At 67.3% G+C, this 24,137-nt stretch carries 17 protein-coding genes; 14 read left to right on the top strand and 3 right to left on the bottom strand.

Going from position 1 to position 24,137, the window contains the following annotated elements:
- Positions 1–75: 75 nt before the first annotated feature.
- Positions 76–705 carry an OmpW/AlkL family protein gene (locus ACM0PK_RS04065; RefSeq protein WP_049410595.1) on the bottom strand — a complete coding sequence of 210 codons (630 nt, stop codon included), beginning with the start codon at positions 703–705 and terminating at the stop codon, positions 76–78.
- Between the two features lie 192 nt (positions 706–897).
- Here ACM0PK_RS04065 and gap point away from each other — a divergent pair, with 192 nt between their 5' ends.
- The 8 genes from gap (at position 898) to ACM0PK_RS04025 (ending at position 12,678) form a co-directional block, all read left to right on the top strand.
- Positions 898–1,902, top strand: a complete 1,005-nt coding sequence (gene gap / locus ACM0PK_RS04060) for a type I glyceraldehyde-3-phosphate dehydrogenase (protein WP_005418885.1) — start codon at positions 898–900, stop codon at positions 1,900–1,902.
- A 125-nt stretch (positions 1,903–2,027) separates the two neighbouring features.
- Entirely contained in the window at positions 2,028–4,706 is a 2,679-nt protein-coding gene (locus ACM0PK_RS04055; protein WP_414607391.1) for a DUF2339 domain-containing protein, read from the top strand.
- Positions 4,703–6,079 (top strand): DUF3999 domain-containing protein, encoded by a 1,377-nt coding sequence (locus ACM0PK_RS04050; protein ID WP_180884824.1) that lies wholly within the window; start codon positions 4,703–4,705, stop codon positions 6,077–6,079. Before ACM0PK_RS04055 ends, ACM0PK_RS04050 begins: the two co-directional genes overlap by 4 nt.
- Positions 6,080–6,730: 651 nt before the next feature.
- Positions 6,731–7,906, top strand: a complete 1,176-nt coding sequence (locus tag ACM0PK_RS04045) for a phosphoglycerate kinase (RefSeq protein ID WP_072168480.1) — start codon at positions 6,731–6,733, stop codon at positions 7,904–7,906.
- On the top strand, positions 7,903–8,556 hold the full coding sequence (locus tag ACM0PK_RS04040) for an HAD hydrolase-like protein (protein ID WP_414607390.1): 654 nt from the start codon (positions 7,903–7,905) through the stop codon (positions 8,554–8,556). The genes ACM0PK_RS04045 and ACM0PK_RS04040 overlap by 4 nt, the downstream gene beginning before the upstream one ends.
- A 178-nt stretch (positions 8,557–8,734) precedes the next feature.
- A complete protein-coding gene (gene pyk / locus ACM0PK_RS04035) occupies positions 8,735–10,201 on the top strand; it encodes a pyruvate kinase (RefSeq protein ID WP_005418863.1) in 1,467 nt (488 codons plus the stop codon).
- 197 nt (positions 10,202–10,398) lie between these two features.
- Positions 10,399–11,403 (top strand): class I fructose-bisphosphate aldolase, encoded by a 1,005-nt coding sequence (locus ACM0PK_RS04030; protein ID WP_019660018.1) that lies wholly within the window; start codon positions 10,399–10,401, stop codon positions 11,401–11,403.
- 129 nt (positions 11,404–11,532) lie between these two features.
- The gene (locus ACM0PK_RS04025; RefSeq protein WP_072168482.1) at positions 11,533–12,678 is read left to right on the top strand and encodes a ribosomal L7Ae/L30e/S12e/Gadd45 family protein; all 1,146 of its coding nucleotides are present in this window, start codon (positions 11,533–11,535) and stop codon (positions 12,676–12,678) included.
- Between the two features lie 91 nt (positions 12,679–12,769).
- Here the strand turns inward: ACM0PK_RS04025 and ACM0PK_RS04020 are convergent, their stop codons facing one another.
- Together ACM0PK_RS04020 and cysK are read right to left on the bottom strand one after the other, a co-directional pair.
- Complete coding sequence (locus ACM0PK_RS04020; RefSeq protein WP_414607389.1) at positions 12,770–13,369, bottom strand: O-acetyl-ADP-ribose deacetylase; 600 nt, start codon at positions 13,367–13,369, stop codon at positions 12,770–12,772.
- A 210-nt stretch (positions 13,370–13,579) separates the two neighbouring features.
- A complete protein-coding gene (gene cysK, locus ACM0PK_RS04015) occupies positions 13,580–14,539 on the bottom strand; it encodes a cysteine synthase A (RefSeq protein ID WP_061479314.1) in 960 nt (319 codons plus the stop codon).
- Between the two features lie 209 nt (positions 14,540–14,748).
- Between cysK and ACM0PK_RS04010 the strand changes: the two genes are divergently transcribed.
- From ACM0PK_RS04010 to ACM0PK_RS03985, 6 genes are all read left to right on the top strand, one after another.
- Entirely contained in the window at positions 14,749–15,732 is a 984-nt protein-coding gene (locus ACM0PK_RS04010) for a LysR family transcriptional regulator (protein ID WP_061479313.1), read from the top strand.
- Positions 15,733–16,354: 622 nt separating this feature from the next.
- Complete coding sequence (locus tag ACM0PK_RS04005) at positions 16,355–16,774, top strand: DUF2946 family protein (RefSeq protein ID WP_005418850.1); 420 nt, start codon at positions 16,355–16,357, stop codon at positions 16,772–16,774.
- A 72-nt stretch (positions 16,775–16,846) separates the two neighbouring features.
- The gene (locus ACM0PK_RS04000) at positions 16,847–18,910 is read left to right on the top strand and encodes a TonB-dependent copper receptor (protein WP_414607388.1); all 2,064 of its coding nucleotides are present in this window, start codon (positions 16,847–16,849) and stop codon (positions 18,908–18,910) included.
- A 274-nt stretch (positions 18,911–19,184) separates the two neighbouring features.
- Positions 19,185–20,291: an efflux RND transporter periplasmic adaptor subunit gene (locus tag ACM0PK_RS03995; protein WP_414607387.1), complete on the top strand. Its 1,107-nt coding sequence runs from the start codon at positions 19,185–19,187 to the stop codon at positions 20,289–20,291.
- Positions 20,288–23,413: an efflux RND transporter permease subunit gene (locus ACM0PK_RS03990; RefSeq protein WP_005418827.1), complete on the top strand. Its 3,126-nt coding sequence runs from the start codon at positions 20,288–20,290 to the stop codon at positions 23,411–23,413. Before ACM0PK_RS03995 ends, ACM0PK_RS03990 begins: the two co-directional genes overlap by 4 nt.
- Positions 23,406–23,990, top strand: coding sequence for a GNAT family N-acetyltransferase (locus tag ACM0PK_RS03985; RefSeq protein WP_414607386.1), 585 nt, complete (start codon positions 23,406–23,408; stop codon positions 23,988–23,990). Before ACM0PK_RS03990 ends, ACM0PK_RS03985 begins: the two co-directional genes overlap by 8 nt.
- Positions 23,991–24,137 lie beyond the last annotated feature (147 nt).

Here is a 24,137-nt window from a genome sequence, read left to right as displayed (position 1 = left end):
GGCAACATGCTGCGAGGGTTTTTGCATGTAGCGGGGGAGCGGGGGGGCGAAGCCCCCCGCACTCAACACACCGCTTTAGAACTTGAAGACGTACGAAGCGCCGTAGACCAGCGGATCGATATTGACCGTGCCGATCTTCTCGCCGTTCAACTTCACCTTGCTGTCGATGTCGATCCAGCGCATGTCCACGCGCAGGGCACCCTTCTCGCCGATCGCGAAGTCGATGCCCGCATGCGCGGCCAGGCCCCACGAATCCTGCAGCTTCAGCTTGCTGCCGGCCAATGCACCGGTGGTGTCTTCGCTGAAGAAGGTGGTGTAGTTCACACCTGCACCGACGAACGGCGACACCTTGCCCTTGCTGTTGAAGTGGTACTGCAGGGTCACCACCGGCGGCAGCTGCTTGGTGCTGCCGACGCGGCCCAGGCCGTTGATGTTGATGTCGTGCTTGAACGGCAGTGCGGCCAGCACTTCGATGCCCAGGTTGTCGGCGATGAAGTACTCGCCGGTGATGGTCGGCTTGACGTCGTTGTCGACGTCGACCTTCAGGGTGCCGCCGGCCAGCCAGCCGTTGTTCGACTTCGGCGCCACCTGATGCACGCCGGCCGAAACGGTCCAGTCGCCCTTGGACTGGGCCATGGCCGGGGCGGCGGCGAGCGACAGGGCGGCGGCCAGGCTGGCCACGATCAGGGGGGAGGTCTTGCGCATGGGGGTGTTCTCGTTGCTGGGTGGATGGCGACAGTCTCGGCCTCACGCCGCGCTAACGCTTTGATCCGGATCAAATCCTGTCCGCCGACCTGCTGGCGGCCCGGCCTGGCCCACGGTGGCCAGCCACGGCCTGCTAGACTTGTGGGCCCTATCCATCCCGCCGCACCCGTCGCGGCTGCAGGAGCTTGAGAAATGGCAATCAAGGTTGGTATCAACGGTTTCGGTCGCATCGGGCGTAACGTCCTGCGCTCGGCGGTGCTGAACTTCGGCGACGACATCGAAATCGTGGCCATCAACGATCTGCTGGAGCCGGATTACCTGGCCTACATGCTCAAGTACGACTCCGTGCACGGCCGCTTCAAGGCCGACGTAGCGGTGCAGGGCAACGACCTGCTGGTCAACGGCAAGAAGATCCGCCTGACCCAGGAACGCGACCCGGCCAACCTGAAGTGGGACGAAGTCGGCGCCGACGTGGTGCTGGAAGCCACCGGCCTGTTCCTGACCAAGGAAACCGCGCAGAAGCACATCGATGCCGGCGCCAGGAAGGTCATCATGTCGGCCCCGTCGAAGGACGACACGCCGATGTTCGTGTTCGGCGTGAACGACAAGACCTATGCTGGCCAGGCAATCATCTCCAACGCGTCGTGCACCACCAACTGCCTGGCTCCGCTGGCCAAGGTCATCAATGACAAGTGGGGCATCAAGCGCGGCCTGATGACCACCGTGCATGCGGCCACCGCCACCCAGAAGACCGTCGATGGCCCGTCCAACAAGGACTGGCGCGGCGGCCGTGGCATCCTGGAAAACATCATTCCCTCGTCCACCGGTGCGGCCAAGGCCGTCGGCGTGGTCATCCCGGAACTGAACAAGAAGCTGACCGGCATGAGCTTCCGCGTCCCGACCTCGGACGTGTCGGTGGTCGACCTGACCGTCGAGCTGGAGAAGGAAGCCACCTACGCCGAGATCTGCGCTGAAGTGAAGGCACAGAGCGAAGGCGCGCTGAAGGGCATCCTGGGCTACACCGAAGACAAGGTGGTGGCCACCGATTTCCGCGGCGAGACCTGCACCTCGGTGTTCGATGCCGACGCCGGCATCGCCCTGGACGGCACCTTCGTCAAGCTGGTGACCTGGTACGACAACGAGTGGGGCTACTCCAACAAGTGCCTGGAAATGGCCAAGGTCATCGCCGCCAAGTAAGGCCGGTGTAGATCGCAGACGGACCCCGGCCTGGCCGGGGTTCGTCGTTTATGGGACCCACCCTGTCGTAGCATGGGGCGGTCGACCGCCGCCGCTGGGGCGCGGGATCGCATTGGAAGCACGCAATGGAAGCACTGATAGCCCTGGTCGTACTGGTTCTTCTGGCCATCCCGCTGTTGCTGGTGGTCGCGCTGGTGATGATTGCCGGCCTGCGCCGCCGCGTCGCTGCGCTGGAAAGCGCGATGGCCGCCGCGCCGGCCGCCGTCAGGCCGGCCGCCACCGCACCCGCGCCTGAACGGCCTGTGGCCGCACCTGCTGCCAGCGCCGATCCACCGTTCCTGCGGCCGGCCGCCGCTGCTGCGCCTCAGCCCCCGCAGCCACCGGTGCGCGAAGCAACGCCCACCGGGATGCCTGTCCCCCGTCCTGCTGCGCCACCGCCGGTGCCGCCGGTGCCGCCGGTGCCGGTGCAGCCGCCGCTGCCTTCCGAACCGGCACTGCCCAACGTCATCGAGCGTGGCATCGGTGCGGTCAAACGCTGGTTCACCGAAGGCAACGTGCCGGTCAAGATCGGCATGCTGGTGCTGCTGGCCGGTGTCGCAGCGCTGCTGAAGTACGTCAGCGACCAGGGCTGGCTGGTGCTGCCGATCGAACTGCGCCTTGCCGGCATCACCGTGGCTGCGCTGGGCCTGCTGGCCTTCGGTTGGCACCAGCGTGAACGCCGGCGGCTGTTTGCGCTGGCGCTGCAGGGCGGTGCCATCGGCGTACTGCTGCTGACCATCTTCGCGGCGTTCAAGCGCTTCGACCTGATTCCGCCGGCCTTTGCCTTTGCCAGTTCGATCGCACTGGTGGCCGGGCTGTGCGTGCTGGCGGTGGTGCAGAACTCGCGCACGCTGGCCGTACTGGGCATCCTGGCCGGCTTCATGGCACCGCTGTGGCTGTCCACCGGCAGTGGCAACCACGTGGGGCTGTTCAGCTATTACGCCGTGCTCAACGCGGGCATCTTCGCCATCGCGTGGTTCCGCCCGTGGCGCGCGCTGAACCTGCTGGGCTTCGCCTTCACCTTCGGCATTGGCACCTTCTGGGGCGTGCTGCAGTACGCGCCGGACAAGTTCAGCAGCACCGAGCCCTTCCTGGCGCTGTTCTTCGTGTTCTACCTGCTGATACCGCTGCTGTACGCGCGTCGCCAGCCGGCCGGCCGCCGTGACCTGATCGATGGCAGCCTGGTGTTCGGCACGCCGCTGGTCGCGTTCTCGCTGCAGGCAGGCATGCTGCACGCGCAACCGATGACGCTGGCACTGTGCGCGCTGGGCCTGGCGGCGATCTACGCGGTATTGGCCCGGGCGCTGATCGCACGTGCGTCGTACACCATGCTGGCGCAGTCGCATGCGGTGCTCGCGGTGGGGTTTGCCACGCTGGCGGTGCCGCTGGCATTGTCGGCGCGCGCCACCGGCGCCGTGTTTGCACTGGAAGGTGCTGGCCTGGCGTGGTTGGGGCTGCGCCAGAAGCGCTGGCTGCCGCAGGTCTCCGGCGCGTTGCTGCAGATCGGCGCCGCATTCGCCTTCGTTGCCGGTGGCGATCACTGGCACGAAGACCTGCGCTTCCTGATCAACCCCACCGCCATTGGCGCGCTGCTGCTGGCCCTGGCCGGCTTCGCGTCGGCGTGGAGCTACCAGCGCAGGCCGCGTCATGAGGTCGCACTGGTGTATTACCTGTGGGGCCTGCTGTGGTGGCTGGGCGGCCTGGTCCATGAGATCACCCGCTTCTTCCCGTATCGCACCGAAGTGGACGCGTTGCTGGTGCTGGCCGCGGTCACTGCCTGGCTGGCGGCCGAAGCGCAGCGTCGCCAGCCGGCGCGTGCGCTGGGCGTTACTGCGCTGGCCATGCTCGCGCTGGGCTTCCCACTGGCCCTGATGCAGAGCGATGCACACCACCAGCCGTTCGCTGGTCATGGCGCGCTGGCCTGGGCGGTGTTCGCGGTGCTGGGCGTGCGGACCCTGCTGTGCCTGCGCCAGGGCGGCGATACCGTGGCCCGCATCGCGCAGTTCCTGTGGTGGCTGCTGTGGCCGTCGCTGCTTTCGCTGCTGGCCTTGTGGGGTGGTGGCGAGGCCGGCCTGGCGCAGGGTTGGACGACCCTGCTGGTGACTTTGCCGTGGCTGCTGATGGCGGCGCTGTCGCTGTGGCGCTGGAACGCATTGCGCTGGCCGCTGGGCGCGGCCTTCGACAGCGTGCGCGTCCCGCTGCAGTGCGTGCTGTTCGGCCTGCTGGCGATCGGCTGGCTGTTGGGCCAGCTGCTGCCGGGCGACGCCGCGCCGCTGCTGTGGCTGCCGGTGCTGAATCCGGCGGAGATCGGCCAGTGGCTGAGCCTGCTGCTGCTGGCGCGCTGGCTGTACGGCAGTGAGGCACCGCAGGCATTGCTGAACATCCGCATGCCGCTGCTGGCACTGGCGGCCTTCCTCGCGTTGACCAGCCTGGTGCTGCATGGCGTACACCAATGGGGTGGACTGGCGTGGAATGCGTCGATGATGCGCTTCAGCCTGGCGCAGACCAGCCTGACCGTGTTGTGGAGCGTGCTGGGTGTGATTGCCTGGGTGTGGGGTTCGCGTCGCAGCCAGCGTGTGTTGTGGATGGTCGGTGCCGTGCTGATGGGCGTGGTGCTGGCCAAGCTGGTTATTGTCGATCGCCAGCACCTGGGCAACCTGCTGGGCATCGCATCGTTCATCGCCTACGGCCTGCTGTGCACGGTCGTGGGTTATCTGGCACCGGCACCGCCAAGCGCGGCGCCGACCGTGGAGGAAACGCAATGAGGAAGTGGAGCAGGGCGCTGCTGCCGGCGATGTTCGGCATGCTGGCCGCCGTCGTGGTACAGGCGGCTGATTACCGCACGCAGTATGCCGAGCAATGGCCGCTTACATTGTCCAGTGCGCAGTCCGGTGCCTACCGTATCGTGCTGGAGCCGGCGATCTACCGCCGTGCCGTAACCGCCGATCTCAGCGATCTGCAGGTGTTCAACGCGGCCAGCCAGTTGTTGCCGTCGGCACTGCTGGCGCCGGACCAGCCGCTGGCGCAGTCGCCGGTGCAGCGTGAACTGCCGTGGTTCGTGCTGCCGCCGCTGGCCGATGCCCAGCGCAACGACCTGCAGCTGCTGACCGAGCGCGATACCGATGGGCGCGTGCGCCGGGTCGAAGCGCGGGTGGGTGGCGGGGCAGCGGCGAGCGGGCAGGGCGGCTGGCTGATCGACGCCAGCATGCTCGACCAGCAGCCGCTGGCGGCACTGGTGCTGGACTGGACCGACAGCGGCCAGCCGCTGCAGGCGCAGGTGCAGCTGGATGCCAGTGACGACCTGCAGCACTGGCGATCGATTGGCCGCGACGTGCCGCTGGTGGATCTGCAGCGCGCCGGCAAGCGCCTGCTGCAGCGCCGCCTGCAGGTGGACGGCGCTGCACGCTACCTGCGCATCCTGGCGCAGGGCGACTCGCGCCTGCCGACCCTGCGCGGCGTACTGGCGGAACTGCCGCCAGCACCGGCCACGCTGCCCTGGGAATGGCTGTCGCTGGAGCCGACGTCGTCTGGCAAGGGCGAGTACACCTTCGAGATGGATGGCCGGTTCCCGGTGGCGCGTGCCGATGTGGCCAGCACCGATAACAGCCTCGTGCAATGGACGCTGTTCAGCCGCGATGACGAGAGTGCGGAATGGCAACGTCGCAGCGCGCCGTGGATCGCCTATCAGGTGCAGCAGGGCACGCAGGGCCAGCGCCAGCAGTCGGCGGCACAGCCGCTGGGCGGGGTGCACCGCGACCGCTACTGGAAACTGGTGGCGAATCCGGCGGAAACCGCCACCGCGCCGACACTGCGCCTGGGCTACCAGCCGGAAGTGCTGGTGTTCCTGAGCCAGGGTGCGGCGCCCTACGCACTGGCGGTGGGCAGCGCGACCGCGCGCCGCACGGACGCGCCGATCGGGGTGCTGATCGAGGAACTGCGGCAGCGCAACGATCCTTCGTGGCAGCCAACACTGGCGCGCCTGGAAGGCAGCCCGGAGCCGCTGGCCGGCGATGCGGCGCTGAAGCCGCAGCGCGATTGGAAATCGTGGTTGCTGTGGGCGTTGCTGGGCCTGGGCGTACTGGTGGTGGGTGGCCTGGCGCTCAGCCTGCTTCGGCAGAAGCCTGCGCCTTCGGAATAGGTTCCAGCGAACGGCGCAGCCCCTCGTGGGTGGGCGGTTGGTCGCGTAAAGCAAAAGCAAAAGCAGCGCTTGGCCGGGCGGGGCGGGTTCGCGGGGGACGCCGCAAGTACGTCCTTGTCGGCTTGGCAGCCGCATCCATGCAGCTGACACCCCCGCGAACCCACCCCGCCCGGCCTCTGACAATTTCCGTCTGCGTCCACCCACGGAAAGAAAAAAAGAAGAGCAAAAGCTGCTTGGCAGGGCGCTCTTTGTAGAGCCGAGCCCATGCTCGGCTGCTGTTCGCGATAGACCCAGCCGAGCATGGGCTCGGCTCTACATTTTTCTCCGACACCAGAAACCGCTTTTGCCTTTGCCATCTGCATCACCTCAGGTGCCTGTCGAGGCCGGGGCGGTGTGGGCTGGCAGGGGTGTCAGCCGCATGGATGCGGCTGCCAAGCCTCCAGGGATGGATTCACGGCGTCCCCTGCCAGCCCACACCACCCCGGCCCACTCACAGCACCACGAAGCGCCAGCGCTTTGGCCGTTGCCGTTGCTGTTGCATTTGCCCTGCGCCTCTGCCTGCCGCAGGCATCGGCCCTCCCACCAGCCGCACCCGATACAATGGCCGTCTGCCGCAGACCGGCATCCCGTCCCCGAGCCAAAGAGTTGCCCATGTCCATTGTCCGCATGACCGACCTCGACCTCTCCGGCAAGCGCGTGCTGATCCGCCAGGATCTGAACGTGCCGATCGAGAATGGCCGCATCACCTCCGAACAGCGCATCACCGCTTCGCTGCCGACGCTCAAGCGCGCGCTGGAGCAGGGCGCGGCGGTGATGGTCACCTCGCACCTGGGGCGCCCGAAGGAAGGCGTGTGGAGCGAGGCCGATTCGCTGGCACCGGTCGCCCAGCGCCTGTCCGAGCTGCTGGGCCGCGAAGTTCCACTGGTGCGCGACTGGGTCGACGGCGTCGACGTGCAGCCGGGCCAGCTGGTGCTGCTGGAAAACTGCCGCATGAACGTCGGCGAGGGCAAGGACGACGAGGCCCTGTCGAAGAAGTACGCCGCCCTGTGCGACGTGTTCGTGATGGATGCCTTCGGTACCGCGCACCGTGCGCAGGCCTCCACCCATGGTGTCATCCGCTTCGCACCGGTCGCGGCCGGTGGCCCGCTGCTGATGGCCGAGCTGGACGCGCTGGCGCAGGCACTGGATGCACCGGCCAAGCCGCTGCTGGCCATCGTCGCCGGCAGCAAGGTCAGCACCAAGCTGGAGTTGCTGGCCAATCTGGTTGGCAAGGTCGACCAGCTGATCGTCGGTGGCGGCATCGCCAACACCTTCATCGCCGCAGCTGGCTACAACGTCGGCAAGTCCCTGTACGAGCCGGACCTGCTGGATACCGCGAAGAAGATCGTGGCCGATGCCAAGGCGCGCGGCGCCGACATTCCGCTGCCGGTGGACGTGGTCACCGCCAAGCAGTTCCTGCCCGACGCTGCCGCGGAAGTGAAGGCGGTCGATGCCGTTGCCGAAGACGACCTGATCCTGGACATCGGCCCGCAGACCGCCGCGCAGTACGCGCAGCTGATCGAGAAGGCCGGCACCGTGGTCTGGAACGGCCCGGTCGGCGTGTTCGAGTTCGAAGCCTTCAGCAAGGGCACCGAAGCGCTGGCCCGCGCGATCGCCAGCTCGAAGGCGTTCTCCATCGCCGGCGGTGGCGACACCCTGGCGGCGGTCGACAAGTTCGATATCGCCAAGGACGTCAGCTACATCTCCACCGGTGGCGGCGCGTTCCTGGAATTCCTGGAAGGCAAGACCCTGCCGGCTGTCGCCGCACTCGACGCGCGCGGCGCATGAGTGCCGAGCGCGGCAAGGATGTGCTGTTCTTCGATCTCGACGGCACGCTGATCGATTCGCAGGTGGGCATCACCGCCTGCATCGCCTATGCGCTGCAGAAGATGGACCATCCGGTGCCGCCGCGGGAAACCCTGCTGGGCTGGATCGGTCCGTCGCTGCGCACCACCTTCGCGCCGTTGTTCGTCGAACCGGCGCGGGTGGAACAGGCCGTGGGCTACTACCGGGAGCGCTTCGACGTCGAAGGCTGGCGCGAGCACACGGTGTACCCGCAGGTGGAAGGCACGCTGCGCACGCTGCATGGCCGTGGACACCTGCTGGCGGTGGTCACCGCCAAGAACGAGCCGCACGCGCGCCGCATCCTCGCCCACCTGCCGTTCGGTGGGCTGTTCGAGGAGATCGTCGGTTCAACCCTGGATGGCTCGCGCAGCCACAAGCCGGAACTGGTCGGCGAGGCACTGCGCCGGCTGCAGGTGCAGCCGGCACGGTGCTGGATGATCGGCGACCGGCGCATGGACATCGAAGGCGCGCGCCACCATGGCCTGCGCAGTGTCGGCGTGCTGTGGGGCTTTGGCGGAGAGGCGGAATTGACGGAAGCCGGTGCCAGTCAGCTGGCACGTGAGCCGGCGCAGCTGGAAACGCTGCTGGCCTAGCTTCCTGTAGAGCCGAGCCCATGCTCGGCCCCACAGAACCGCCCCCCTGCGCCAGCGTATGTCCGGACGATGCCCGCTCCATGACCCGCGAAGTCAGGCGGCACAAGGCTGTAACCGTATACATGCGGCGTGAAGGATGTGCTAATTTCCGTTCTTTACCGGGAGAGGCCCATCCACCATGTTCGAGCGTCAGCGTCGCACCAAGATCCTTGCCACCCTCGGTCCGGCCACTGACCCGCCGGGCGTGCTGGAGGATCTGTTCCGCGCCGGCGTCAACGTGGTGCGCCTGAACTTCAGCCATGGCGATCCGTCCGGCCAGGCCAAGCGTGCCGCCGAAGTGCGTGCCGCTGCGGCCCGCGTGGGCGTGGAAGTGGGCATCCTGGCCGACCTGCCGGGCCCGAAGATCCGCATCGAGCGCTTCGCTGAAGGCAAGGTGCAGCTGAAGGCGGGCGACCGCTTCGACCTGATCGCCAGCGAGAACGCCGGCCCGGGCACTGCCAGCGAGGTGGGCGTGAGCTACCTTGGCCTGCCGCAGGACGTCGGCCCGGGTGATGTGCTGCTGCTCGACGACGGCCTGATGCAGTTGCAGGTGGTGGAAGTGCAGGGCGACCGTATCGTCAACACCGTGCTCAACGATGGTGTGTTGTCCGACCGCAAGGGCCTGAACAAGCAGGGCGGCGGCCTCTCGCTGGGTGCGCTGACCGAGCGCGACAAGGAGCTGATCGGCATCGTTGCCAAGATCGGCGTGGACTTCATCGCCGTGTCGTTCTGCCGCAATGCGCAGGACATGAACGATGCGCGCGACATCGCCCGTTCGCACGGCTGTGATGCCGCGCTGGTGTCGAAGATCGAGCGCACCGAGGCAATCGAGAACCTGGAAGAAATCGTCGAGGCCAGCGACGTGGTGATGGTCGCCCGTGGCGACCTGGGCGTGGAAATCGGCGATGCCGAGCTGCCGGGCCTGCAGAAGAAGATCATCAAGGCCTCGCTGGCGCAGAACAAGGTGGTGATCACCGCCACGCAGATGCTGCAGTCGATGGTGGAAAGCCCGATCCCGACCCGCGCCGAAGTACTGGACGTGGCCAACTCGGTCATCGACGGCACCGACGCAGTGATGCTGTCGGCGGAAACTGCCGCTGGCGCCTACCCGGTCAAGGCCGTGGAGGCGATGGCACGCATCTGCCTGGGGGCCGAGCGCCAGTTCCAGACCGAGACCGACTTCAACGCGTCGCCGCGCAACCTGGAACGTGCCGACCAGGCGATTGCCATGGCCACCATGTTCCTGTCGCAGCACGTGGGCGTGCGCGCGATCGTGGCGATGACCGAATCCGGTGGCACCGCACGTTACCTGTCGCGTTTCCGCGCCAAGGCGCCGGTGTTCGCGGTGACCCGCCATGACGGCGCGCGCCGCCAGATGGCGCTGATGCGCGATGTGTTCCCGATCAACTTCGACAGCCGCGGCCTGACCCCGCGCGAAGCCGCGCGCGGCAGCATCCGCCTGCTGGTGGAATCGGAACTGCTGCAAGCCGGTGATCGCGTCGTGTTCACCAGTGGCGAGCACATGGAAACCCACGGTGCCACCAATACCCTGCGCCTGCTGGAAGTGGGTGAGGACGGCCGCGCCATCGGCCTGGGCGACCTGTAAGTAGTGCTGCCCTGGGGCCGGCGCCGCGTTGCGGATCCGACCCCGGGGTCGGATCCCCGCAGGGGCCCTGACCCCCGACGGCAGGACACCGCGTGTCCGGTGCGAACATTGGAAGCGTTTCCATCCTGTCCTCCACGGCGAGGCAACGGGCCGCGGGGCTATACTTGTGTTTTTCCCGCACCCGCCACAGGAAATACATGAGCATCGAACAGCTGGCTGAAACCGCCCAGGCCATGGTCGCCCCGGGCAAGGGCATCATCGCGATCGACGAATCCACCGCTACCATCGCCAAGCGTTTCGCCGGCGTCGGTATCGAGAACACCGAGGAGAACCGTCGCGCCTACCGCGAGCTGCTGCTGACCACGCCGAAGCTCAACGAGCACATTTCCGGAGCCATCCTGTTTGACGAAACCATCCGCCAGTCGACCAAGGACGGCGTGCCGTTCGCCAAGTACATGGCCGACCACGGCATGATTCCGGGCATCAAGGTGGACAAGGGTGCGCACCCGCTGGCCGGCTGCCCGGGCGAGCTGGTGACCGAAGGCCTCGATGGCCTGCGTGAGCGCCTGCAGGAGTACTACAAGCTGGGCGCGCGCTTCGCCAAGTGGCGTGCAGTCATCAACATCGGCGAGAGCATCCCGTCGGGTACCTGCATCGAATCCAACGCCCATGCGCTGGCCCGCTATGCAGCGCTGTGCCAGGAATGCGGCCTGGTGCCGATGGTCGAGCCGGAAGTGATCATGGACGGCGATCATGACATCGAGACCTGCTACGAAGTCACCGAAGCCACCCTGCGTTCGCTGTTCGACGCCCTGTACCAGCAGAACGTGCTGCTGGAAGGCACCATCCTGAAGGCGTCGATGGTCATCTCCGGCAAGGACTGTGAAGAGCAGGCCGATGTCGAGGAAGTGGCCGAGTCGACCGTGATGTGCCTGAAGAGCACCGTGCCGGCGATCCTGCCGGGCGTGGTGTTCCTGTCCGGTGGCCAGAGCGACGAGCAGTCCACCGAGCACCTGAACGCGATGAACCAGCTGGGCAACCTGCCGTGGCCGCTGAGCTTCTCCTACGGCCGCGCCATGCAGCAGGCCGCGCTGAAGCTGTGGGCCAAGGACATGAAGGGCAACTACGCTGCTGCCCAGAAGACCGTGTACGAGCGCGCCAGGGACAACGGCCTGGCGGCGCTGGGCAAGTGGAACGGTTGATCCGTCCCATCGCTGGATGAACAAGGCAGCGCCGGCATCACGCCGGCGTTTGCTTTTGCGGGTATCTTTTCCGCCCCCATGCGCCTGGCCGGTGCGTGGGAACCACATGGAAGGCCAAGGAGAAACAACATGCGTTTGGCAGCAATCACACTGGCCGTAGCCACGGTCCTGGTCGCCGGCGGGTGCAACCGCATCGGCGGCGGCGCGGATGCGGGCAAGGCCGCGTCGCTCGATTTCGACAAGCCGGTCTCCGGCGAGATCACCTCGCGCAGCGGCATCAACTTCAACGACGGCAGCCATCACCAGCTCTACCAGATCAAGCTGGAAGACAGGGAGCTGGTCGGCCTGAAGCTTACTGGTGCCCTCAGCGGCTCGATTGCGGTGTTCAACAATGGCAGCCTGGTATCCACCAGCAACACCGGCTATGAGCGCGAGGGGGACGTCTCGCTGGCTTTCCGCGCCAACGGCAGTGGTACCTACCAGGTGGCAGTCAACGCCGATGGCCCGACCGCGTTCGGCCCTTATCGCCTTCGCGCCGAGAAGCTGAAGCCATATGACGGCAAGCCGCTGGTGGGCAGTGGCGAGATCGTCGATATGCTGGCCAGCAATTCGCAGGACTACACCTTGCAGGTGGACAAGGCGGGCCTGTACGAGATCCGGCTGGTCTCGGATGCCTTCGACCCGGTGCTGAAGCTTTCCGGGCAGGGCGTGGATGCCGAGAATGACGACGGCGGCGACAGCATCAACTCGCGCCTGACCCTGTCACTGAAGCCGGGCAAGTACACGCTGACCGCGCGCGGCCTCGGCGACGGCGTCAGTGGCATGTTCACCTTGTCGGCCAATCGCATCGAGCTGCCGGGCAACCTGGTCGATCGCGATGGCACCGCATTGCCGAAGTCCGGCAGCGTGTACACGATGCTCGACAACGATGGCGTCCGCCGCTTCCTGCTGACGTTGGACCGTCCGACCAATGTGCGGTTGGATGCGATCTCCGGCCAGCTCGATACCGTGCTGCGCGTGGTTGGCGGCGATGTCGAACTGACCGACGATGACGGTGGCAACGATACCAACGCACGCCTGGAAGAAGCGTTGCCGGCTGGTCATTACACCGTCGAGGTGTCCAGCCTGAGCAATGGCGCGGGCATGGTGGAAGTACGCGTGCAGGTGGACGGCGCCAGCGCCGACGAGGCTGCGGCCTCGGCGGCAAGTGCTGCTGCCGACGCCGCCGCTGCTGTGGCCGATGATGCCGCCGCGGTGGAAGCTGCCAGCCGTTGAACGTGTTCCACACTCGGTGGGAGTGTGGACAACGGTGCTACAGGAAAGGCCGGGCAATGCCCGGCCTTTTCCTTGACGCTGACCGCCGGATTCAGTGCGCGGCGGCAAGGCCCGCATGACCCAGCGGCGGCAGCAGCGTCCCACGCGGTTTGCTGTCAGCACTTTGCCCGGCGGCGCTCAACGCCTGCTGGTAGGCCTTGGCCGTTGCGGTATTGAACGCCACCAGCACGATGCGCATCGGTTGCGCATGGCTGCGCTGCCAGGCCAGTGTTTCGGTGACAGCGATCTGCGCGGCCTGGTACAACGGGTAGCCATACACGCCGCAGCTGATCGCCGGGAAGGCGATGGAGTGCACGCCCAGTGATTCAGCCAGCTGCAGTGACTTCCAGTAGCAGTTGGCCAGCAACGCCGGTTCATCGCGCTGCCCGTCGTGCCAGACCGGGCCCACCGTGTGCAGTACATGGCGCGCCGGCAACGCATGGGCACCGGTGGCGCGCACTTCACCCGTCGGGCAACGCACGCCCGGGCGCAGCTCCGGCAACTGCTCGCATTCGGCCCGCAAGGCGGGCCCGGCCGCACGATGGATCGCGCCGTCGACACCGCCCCCACCGAGCAGCGTTTCATTGGCCGCGTTGACGATCGCATCCACCGCCAGGGTCGTGATGTCGCCCTGCCAAACCTCGATCTTCATGCGTCCGTCTCCTGCCTGTGAGGTGATCCGCGCAGCATCTGCGCCGGCTGTTCCCACGGTAGGGGACAGGGCATCGATGCTGCGTCATGACCGTCTCACGCGCTGCGATCCAACGGCCTTCGCGCACGATGGCGGGCGACGCCTTCACGCAGGCTGAAGCGGGAAGGAGCCGGATCCTTTTCCGAACGGAAAAGGCTCTGACCCCAGCTGTTACGGCAGGCCGGCCAGCCAGTCGTCGTCGGATCCTTCGTTCACATCGGCGAACAGCGGTGTGGAGAAGTAACGTTCACCAGTATCCGGCAGCATCGCAAGGATCACCGAGCCCGGTTCAGCGCGGGCAGCGATGTCCAGCGCGCTGGCCACGGTGGCGCCGGCGGAGATGCCGACGAAGATGCCTTCCTCGGCGGCCAGGCGACGCGCGGTGGCGATCGCGCGATCATCTTCGACCGAGACCAGTTCATCCACTACGTCGCGGTTGAGCACGTCCGGCACGAAGTCCGGGGTCCAGCCCTGGATCTTGTGCGGCTTCCAGTCATCCCCCTTCAGCAGGGCGGCGCCGGCCGGTTCGGTGGCGATGATGCGGGTCTGCGGGCGTGCCACCTTCAGCACTTCGCCTACGCCAGTGAGCGTGCCGCCGGTGCCCCAGCCGCTGACGAAGTAGTCCAGCCGCTTGCCGGCGAAGTCGCGCAGGATCTCGGCAGCGGTGGTGTTGCGGTGATACGCCGGGTTGGCCGGGTTGGCGAACTGGCTGGCCAGGAACCAGCCGTGCTGCTCGGCCAGCTCGGCCGCCCTGCGCACCATGCCGCTGCCGCGCTCGGCGGCCGGGGTCAGGATCACCTTGGCGCCGTAGGCACGCATCAGCTTGCGGCGCTCGACCGAGAAGGTTTCGACCATGGTGGCCACGAACTTGTAGCCGCGCGCGGCGGCGACCATCGCCAGTGCTACGCCGGTGTTGCCCGAGGTGGCCTCCACGATCGTGTCACCCGGCTTGAGCAGGCCACGTGCTTCGGCATCGAGGATGATCGCCAGTGCCAGGCGGTCCTTCACCGAGCCGCCCGGGTTGAACGACTCGACCTTGGCGTAGACGCTAACCTGTGGCGGCGCCAGGCGCTGCAGCCTGACGATGGGGGTGTTGCCGACGGTATCGAGGATGGAGTCGTACAGGGCCATGGGAGCGCTCCGGAAACGGGGCCGCGCCGGGTTACGGCGGGCGAAGGGGGGAGGGCTGGCCGTTCAGGCCAGCGGCTGCCGGCTGACCGTAGCGCCGGCATATGACGCCCGGAAATGACCAGATACCTTTCTTAAACAACCTTTGGTTATAAGCTGGTGACGGCAATTGACCCTAGAGTGGACGTCCGCCCCATGCCGCCTGCCTGCCCATGACGCTGACCCAGCTGCGCTACCTGGTAGCCATTGCCGACGCCGAGCTGAACATCACGCTGGCCGCCTCGCGCGTGCACGCCACACAGCCCGGCCTCTCCAAGCAGCTCAAGCAGCTGGAGGACGAGCTCGGCTTCCTGTTGTTCGTGCGCAAGGGGCGCAGCCTGGAGTCGGTTACCCCGGCCGGAACCGAAGTCATCGCGCGTGCCCGCGCGGTGCTGGCCGAAGCCAACAACATCCGTACGTACGCGGCAAACCAGCGGCGCGAAAGCCAGGGCCAGCTGATCCTGACCACCACGCACACCCAGGCGCGCTTCGTGCTGCCGCCGGCGGTGGCGGCGATCAAGCAGGCCTATCCGCAGGTCAGCGTGCACCTGCAGCAGGCCGGTGAAACCGACGCGCTGGACCGCTTGAACCAGGGTGACGCCGATATCGCCATCATCAGCACCGCAGGCGGTGAGCCAACCGATGGCATCGCAGTGCCGCTGTTCCGCTGGCGACGCCTGGTGGTGGTACCCAAGGGCCACCCGTTGGACCGCGCCGGCCGCGCACCGGACCTGGCCGCGCTGGCCCGCCAGCCGCTGATCAGCTACGAATCCTCAACCCGACCGAACTCATCCCTGCAACGTGCCTTCGCCACCAATGGGCTGGTGCCCGACCTGGCGCTGACCGCGCTCGATGCCGACCTGATCAAGACCTACGTGCGCACGGGGCTGGGCGTAGGCCTGCTGGCCGAGATGGCGGTCAGTTCCAATGACGAAGACCTGAGGTCGTGGCCGGCGCCGGATCCGATCAGCGAGTGCATCGCCTGGGCGGTGTTGCCACGCGACCGCGTGCTGCGTGATTACGCGCTGGAGCTGGTGCACGTGCTGGCCCCACAGATTGATCCGCGCGACCTGCGCAGGGTGCTGGATGGCAACCAGGCCGCAGCGTGGCCGGTGCCACCGACCTGGGAGTCGCTGACCCAGACCATCACGGTGTGAGGTGGGTCGAGCAGGGCGTGCAGCCCTGCACCTGCCGAATCAAAGGCAAAAGCCGAAGCAACAGCAACTGCTGGCTTCCGTGGGGCGGCGGGGCGGTGTGGGCAGGCAGGACACGCCGTAAACCCATCCCTGGGGGCTCGATGGCGCCATCCATGGCGCCAACGGTCCTGCCTGCCCACACCTCCCCGCCTCTGACAGATTCCGATGGCTGTTGGTAGGTGTCGACCTTGGTCGACACGGTAGATCCACGCCATGCGTGGATGAAATCTGTCAGATATGGAAATGCATCTGGGGTCAGATCCGTTTTCCTGCGGAAAACGGATCTGACCCCAAGAGCCGTTTCAACAGACCGCAGAAGACTGTCGAAGGCGGGGTGGGTCCGGTTGCGGGGGCGTGAGCCGAGCCTGCATGGACGTATTTACGGCGTCCCCCGCAACCGGACCCACCCCGCCTACCCACAGGAAACCGCTTTTGCTTTTGCTGTTGCTTGGGCTCTTGCCGTGGACGTGGTCTCTGCAGGTGCAGGGCGCAGCCCTGCCGAACACCCCCGCGACGGGGTGTCGCAAACGCCTGCGACGGTTCGTCGCACGGGCAACCCTGGACCCGCCTCTACACTAGCGGGGTGACCCGCCTGTCCCGCCCGCAGCGCCTCCTGCTGCAGCTCGCCGTCCTGGCGACGCTGCTGATGGTGCTTGCGCCACTGGTCAGCCGCGCGCTGCAGGCGCCGCCGATGGACCACGCGGCGATGGCAGGCATGGACCACGCGCACATGCACCACGACGCTGCCGCAGTGGGTCAGAGCCCTCTGCACGGGCAACGGAGTCCGACCCCACCGGCCGATCCCCACGCCATGCATGGCGAAGCCTGCGAATACTGCGTGCTGGCCATGCGCCTGCTGCCGTGGCTGGCTGTACTGGTGCTGCTGTTGCCACTGCTGTGGCGGCCGCGGCTGGTATTCCCGTGGTCACAGCAGGTACTGCCGGCACTGCGCTGGCCGGCACACGCCGCGCGTGGGCCACCGCGCGCCTCCATCGTCCGCTGATTTTCCTGTCGAATCTGCCGCACGACGCCTGACCGGGCGCCGTGCGCGCGTGCGTACCTTGGAGCTGTTCCGATGAAAATGACTTCCCGCCCCGCGGGCGCCTGCGTGCGCCTGCCGGTTGCTCTTGGCCTGGCCGCAGCTGCAACGCTCGCCCATGCCGCGCCCGCCGAAGAGGCGCGCACTCTCGATACGCTGGTGGTCACCGCCGCCGCGCCTTCGTCGCCACTGCACTGGGTGACCGATCCACGCCTGCCGCGGCAGCCGGTCCCTGCCAGTGACGGCGCCGATTACCTGAAGACCGTTCCTGGCTTCTCCGCCATCCGCAACGGCGGCACCAACGGTGACCCGGTGCTGCGCGGCATGTTGGGTTCGCGCCTGAACATCCTCAGCAATGACGGCAACCTGATCGGCGCCTGCCCCTCGCGCATGGACAACCCGCTGTCCTACATCGCACCGGAGAGCTTCGACCGCCTGACCATCATCAAGGGCCCGCAGAGCGTGCGCTGGGGGGCAGGTGCCTCGGCCGGCACCGTGCGCTTCGAACGCGATACACCGCGCTTCGAGGAACCGGGCCTGCGTGCCGATGCCAGTACGCTGGTCGGTTCGCGCAACCGCAATGACCAGGTGCTGGACCTGACCCTGGGCCATCCGACCGGCTACGTGCGCGCCAGCGGCAACCGTTCCGAAGCCGATGACTACAAGGATGGCCACGGCGATGTGGTGCCATCGAAGTGGCGCAAGTGGAACGGTGACGTGGCGATCGGCTGGACGCCGGATGCCGATACGCTGCTGGAAGTTTCTGCCGGTGCCGGCGATGCGATCGCACGCTACGCGGGGCGCGGCATGGACGGTGCCGCGTTCGAACGCACCAGCTACGCCGCGCGTTTCGAGAAGCGCAACCTGCCGGGTGCGTGGGACACGCTGCAGGCCAACGTGTACTACAACGAGGCCGACCACGTGATGGACAACTACACGCTGCGCACGCCGAATCCCAACAGCATGATGCCGATGCCGATGGCGTCGAACGTGGACCGCCGTACCCAGGGCGGCCGGGTCAGTTCCGAGTGGGGCTGGCAGGACGTGCAACTGGTGGCGGGTGTGGACGGCGAAGACAGCCGCCATCGTGGCCGCATGGGCATGGGCCGCGACACCTACCGCCAGGCCGCCTGGGTGACCGATGCCAACTTCCGCCGCTATGGCGTGTTCACCGAGTTGACCCTCGGCGCCGGCACCGACCAGCGCTGGATCAGCGGGCTGCGCATCGATCGCGCCAGCGTGCGTGATGAGCGGCAGTCCATCCGTGGAATGATGGGCAGCCGGCCCAACCCAACGGCCGGCGAGAAGCGCAAGGCGTGGCTCGGCAGTGGCTTCCTGCGCTACGAGCAGGACCTGGCCGACGGCCTGACCTGGTACGCCGGCCTCGGCCACAGCGAACGCATGCCCGACTACTGGGAACTGTTCTCGCCCAACCATGGCCCGGCCGGCGCAGTGAACGCGTTCACCGGCGTGCAGCCCGAGCGCACCACCCAGCTCGATGTGGGCCTGCAGTACAAGGGACCGCGCGTGCAGGCCTGGGTTTCGGCCTATGCCGGGCAGATCCAGGACTACATCCTGTTCACCTACCACGGCAGCGGCATGATGGGCATGAGCCAGGCCAGCAACGTCGAGGCGCGCATTGCCGGTGCCGAGGCCGGGTTGGAAGTGAGCCTGACCGAGCAGTGGAGGCTGGGCGGCACGCTGGCCTATGCCTGGGGAGAGAACCGCGACCAGCAGCGTCCGCTGCCGCAGATGCCGCCGTTGGAAGCGCGCCTGAGTGCGAACTGGGAGGGCCAGCGCTGGAGCGCCGGTGCGCTGCTGCGTGCGGTGACCCATCAGCATCGTGTCGCAGATGGACAGGGCAACGTGGTCGCGCAGGACCTCGGGCCGAGCGCTGGATTTGCCACCTTCGCGCTCAATGCGGCGTACCGTTTCAGTTCGCAGCTGCAGCTCAGCGCCGGCGTCGACAACCTGTTCGACCGCGCCTACAGCGAGCACCTGAACCTGGCCGGCAGCGCCGACTTCGGCTTCCCGGCCGACCCGGTGCGGATCAACGAGCCGGGGCGCAGCGTGTGGATGAAGTTGAACTACCGGTATTGATCCGCCGGGCATAAAAAAAACGGGGCCGGATCCCCGCCAGGATCCGTCCCCGCCCGACGCCCTCGGTCGGGCAGGTTCGACTCTACGATGACGGCCGCGGTGGTGCACCACTGGATACACCCCGACACACGCCGACACCGCCCATGGCAGCCTTGCACGGAACGGGTTCAAGGCGCTATCGCAGCCTTGGTTCCACGCCGGTAAACGCTTGGCACATACCGCTTTTATGGGCACTTGCCTACACTCGGCGGCCGTGGATCAATCAGGACCGTTCATGTTGGCTCGTATCGCTTCGTCCCTGGCCCTCGGCCTCAGCCTGGCCGTGCTGGCCGGGTGCGCAGGCAAACAGGAGGCCGCCGCACGTCGGCAGGGCGAAGCGGTGCCGGTCACCGCGCAGGTCGTGCAGCCCACGCAGTGGAACGACACCCTGCAGGCACTGGGCACGGCCAAGGCGCGCGAGTCGATCAGCGTCACTGCCAAAGTCAGCGAGATCGTCGAGAAAGTGCACTTCGAGAGCGGCCAGCACATTGCTGCCGGTGCGCCGATCGTGACGCTGCGCGGGCAGGCCCAGGAAGCCGCACTGGTGCAGGCGCAGGCCACCTTCCATGAAGCCGATCAGCTGTACAAGCGCCAGCGCGAACTGGCCGCCCAGCGGCTGGTGTCCAGCGCCACGCTGGATACGCAGAAGTCGATCCGCGACGCCGCCGAGGCACGCGTGATGCAGATGCAGGCAGACATTGGTGACCGACGCGTGCGCGCGCCCTTTGCCGGTGTGCTCGGCATCCGCCAGGTCAGCCCGGGATCGCTGCTGACCCCGACCACGGTCATCGCCACGCTCGACGACATCGAGCACATGCATGTCGATTTCCAGGTGCCGGAAGTGGAGCTGGCTGCGCTGGGCGTTGGTGACAAGGTCAGTGCCACCAGCGTGGCCTGGCCGGGCCGCACCTTCGAGGGCGTGGTCAGCACCATCGATGCGCGCATCGATCCGGCCACCCGTGCAGTGACCGTGCGCGCCGATTTCGCAAATGGCGACCATGCATTGCGCCCGGGCATGCTGCTGGACGTGCGCCTGTTCCGCCCCGAGCGCCCGGCGCTGGTGGTCCCGGAAATCGCCGTGGTACAGGTTGGCCGCGATACCTTCGTGTACCGCATAAAGGCCGACGACAGCGTCGAGCGGGTGGACGTGGTCGCCGGCGCGCGCCGTGCCGGCGTGGTCGAGATCCGGCAGGGCCTGGAAGCGGGCCAGCGCATCGTGGTCGATGGCACCGGCAAGCTGCGCCCGGGCCTGAAGGTTGCTGCGAAGGACGCCGCACCGGCCTCCGGCGCCAAGCCGGCTGACGCGCCGGCGCCGGTCGCGGCCGAGGGCCACGGCGGATGAAGCTGTCCGACATCTCCATCCAGCGGCCGGTGTTCGCCGTGGTGATGAGCCTGTTGCTGCTGGTGCTGGGCGTGATGTCCTTCACCCGCCTGACCCTGCGCGAGCTGCCCGCCATCGACCCTCCGATCGTCTCGGTGTCGGTGGACTACACCGGCGCGTCGGCGGCGGTCATCGAAAGCCGCATCACCCAGGTGCTGGAAGATGCGCTGGCCGGCATCGAAGGCATCGATACGATCAACGCGCGCAGCACCAACGGCCGCTCGCAGGTCAGCATCGAGTTCACCTCCAACCGTGATATCGAAGCGGCGGCCAACGACGTGCGCGATGCGGTCAGCCGCGTCGCCGACCGCATGCCGGAAGAGGCGCGGCCACCAGAGATTGCCAAGGTCGAGAGCGATGCCGACCCGATCATCTGGTTCAACATGGTGTCCTCGACCATGGACACGCTGGAGCTGAGCGACTACGCCGACCGTTACGTGGTCGATCGCTTTTCCAGCCTCGATGGCGTGGCCCAGGTCCGCATCGGCGGCCGCCAGCGCTATGCGATGCGGATCTGGCTGGACCGTGACCAGCTGGCCGCGCGCGGGCTGACCACCGGCGACGTGGAAACCGCACTGCGCAACGAGAACGTGGAGCTGCCGGCCGGCCGCATCGAGTCGACCGACCGCGATTTCACCCTGCGCGTGGAACGCAACTACATCAAGCCCGAGGATTTCGCGACCATCCCGCTGGGCAAGGGCCGCGACGGCTACGTGGTGCGCATGGGCGACGTGGCGAAGATCGAGCTGGCCTCGGCCGAACGCCGCGCGTACTACCGCAGCAACGGCGAGCCCGGCATCGGCCTGGGCATCGTCAAAACCTCCACCGCCAACTCGCTGGACGTGGCACGCACGGCGCGCGCTGAGGCCGAGCGGGTGGCGCTGACCCTGCCCAAGGGAACGCAGATCTTCGTCGCCTTCGACAACACCACCTTCATCGAAGCTGCAGTGGACCGCGTCTACGCCACCCTGGTGGAAGCGATGATCCTGGTGCTGGCGGTGATCTGGCTGTTCCTGGGCAGCTTCCGCGCCGCGTTGATTCCGGCGGTGACGGTGCCGGTCTGCCTGGTGGCGGCGTTCATCGCGCTGTATGCGTTCGACTTCTCGATCAACCTGCTGACCCTGCTGGCGCTGGTGCTGTGCATCGGCCTGGTGGTGGACGATGCGATCGTGGTGGTGGAGAACGTGCAGCGCCGCATCGACCTGGGCGAGCCACCGCTGGTGGCGTCCAAGCGCGGCACTGCGCAGGTCGCCTTCGCGGTGATCGCCACCACCGCCGTGCTGGTGGCGGTGTTCCTGCCGGTCGGCTTCCTGGAGGGCAACACCGGGCGACTGTTCCGCGAATTGGCAGTGGCGCTGGCCGCCGCGGTGGCGTTGTCCGCGTTCGTTGCGCTCACACTGACGCCGATGATGGCTTCCAAGCTGCTCAAGCCGCATACCGGGCAGGCCCCGCGGGGCCTGCACGGCTTCATCAACCGCAACCTGGAACGCCTTGCGGGTGCCTATGGGCGAGTGCTCGATCACCACGTCGACCGCACCTGGATCTACCTGCTGGTGATGGTGGCTGCGCTGGCCGCCAGCTGGGGCCTGCTCAAGCTGCTGCCGTCGGAACTGGCGCCAGCCGAAGACCGTGGTTCGTTCCAGATCATGATCGACGGCCCGGAAGGCGCCGGCTACGACTACACCGTGCAGCAGGTGCAGCAGGTGGAAGCGCTGCTGGCACCGCATGTCGGCCCGGACAAGCCGATCGTGCGTGCCAACCCCCGCGTGCCGGGCGGCTGGGGCGCCAGCGAGGAAATGCATACCGGCCGCGTCAGCATCTTCCTGCAGCCGTGGCGCCAGCGCAGCGAGGGTACGCCCGAAGTCGCCAACGAACTGCAGAAGGAACTGGATACCATCCGCGGCGTGCGCGTACGCACGCAGGTGGGTGGTGGCCTGGTGCGCAGCGGCGGCCAACCGTTCCAGATCGTGCTGGGCGGTCCGGAATATGCCGAGATCGCGCAGTGGCGCGACCGCATCCTGCTGCGCATGGCCGACAATCCCGGCCTGGTCGGCCCCGATTCCGATTACAAGGAAACCCGGCCGCAGATGCGGGTGAACATTGACCGCCAGCGTGCGGCCGATCTCGGCGTGCCGGTCACCGCGATCGGTTCGGCGCTGGAAACCATGATGGGCTCGCGTCGCGTCACCACCTTCGTCGACAACGGCGAGGAGTACGACGTGCTGGTGCAGGCCGGTCGCGATGGTCGCGCCAGCCCGGCCGACCTGGCCGCGATCCGCGTCCGCGCCAACTCCGGCGAGCTGGTGCCGCTGTCCAACCTGGTCACGTTGAGTGAAGTGGCCGAGGCCGGCACCCTGAACCGCTTCAACCGACTGCGCTCGATCACCATCAGTGCCGGCCTGGCGCCGGGCTATCCGCTGGGCGAGGCCATCGCCTGGGCACAGAACGTCGCCCAGGAAGAGCTGCCGCAGTACGCGCAGGTGAACTGGAAGGGCGAATCGCGCGAGTACCAGAGCGCCGGCGGCGCGGTGCTGCTGACCTTCGCGATGGCGCTGCTGGTGGTGTACCTGGTGCTGGCGGCGCAGTTCGAGAGCTTCATCCATCCGCTCACCATCATGCTGACCGTGCCGCTGGGCGTACTCGGCGCGCTGGTCGGGTTGTGGGTGAGTGGCGGTACCGTGAACCTGTTCAGCCAGATCGGCATCGTGATGCTGGTCGGCCTTGCCGCGAAGAACGGCATCCTCATCGTCGAATTCGCCAACCAGCTGCGCGACGATGGGCGCAGCGTGCGCGAGGCGATCATCGAGTCGGCGATGGTGCGCCTGCGCCCGATCCTGATGACCTCGATCGCCACCGTGGTCGGCGCGATCCCGCTGGTGGTCGCCGGTGGTCCTGGTTCGGCCAGCCGTGGCACGATCGGCATCGTGATCATCTTCGGTGTGACCCTCTCGACCTTCCTGTCGCTGTTCGTGGTGCCGGCGTTCTACGCGCGGCTGGCGCCGTACACCCGTTCGCCGGAAGCGGTGAAGCGCGAGCTGGAGAAGCAGGAAGCGGAATCGCCGTCGGTGGGTGGTCATGCCTGACCGGCCTGTCGACGGGGTCGGATCCCTTTCCCAAGGGGAAAGGGCTCTGACCCCACCACTGCAGGGCGAAGGCTTCACTCTGCGCCCGTGGCAGCCCGGCGACCTGGAATCCCTGCTGCGCCACGCCAACGACGCCGAGGTGTCGCGCGGCCTGCGCGACCGCTTCCCGTATCCGTACACGCGCGAGGAGGGCGAGGCCTTCCTCGCGGGCCGCGTACTGGCCCCCAGCACCCTGAACCTGGCCATCGAGATCGACGGCCAGGCCTGTGGCAGCGTCGGTGCCCAACAGGGGCTGGCCGAGCGTGGGCATACCGCCGAACTGGGTTACTGGCTGGGCCGGGCCTATTGGGGGCACGGCCTGATGACCCGCGTGGTCGGCCTGTTCGCCCCGTGGGTGATGGATGAGCTGCGCCTGTTCAGGTTGCAGGCCACCGTGGTCGACTTCAACCTCGGCTCGGCCCGGGTGCTGGAGAAGAACGGCTTCCAGGAAGAAGGCGTGGAGCGTTGCGCGGTCTACAAGCGCGGCGTGTTGCACGACCTGCGCCGTTTCGCCCGGGTACGCACGCAGCTGCCGTGAACACGCGGGCTGGCCGCTGTAGAGCCGAGCCCATGCTCGGCTGCCTTCGGGGGGCCAAGCCGAGCATGGGCTCGGCTCTACAAAACAGCGCTACCGCAGCGGCCTTCGATCAGGGAGAATCGACCGGTCCCCTCCAGCCGACGGGAC

Source organism: Stenotrophomonas sp. FR010, assembly GCF_047520755.2.
Lineage (GTDB): Bacteria > Pseudomonadota > Gammaproteobacteria > Xanthomonadales > Xanthomonadaceae > Stenotrophomonas > Stenotrophomonas sepilia.
The sequence above is the reverse complement of the archived record's forward strand: the minus strand, read 5'-3'. Positions and strand labels throughout refer to the sequence as shown.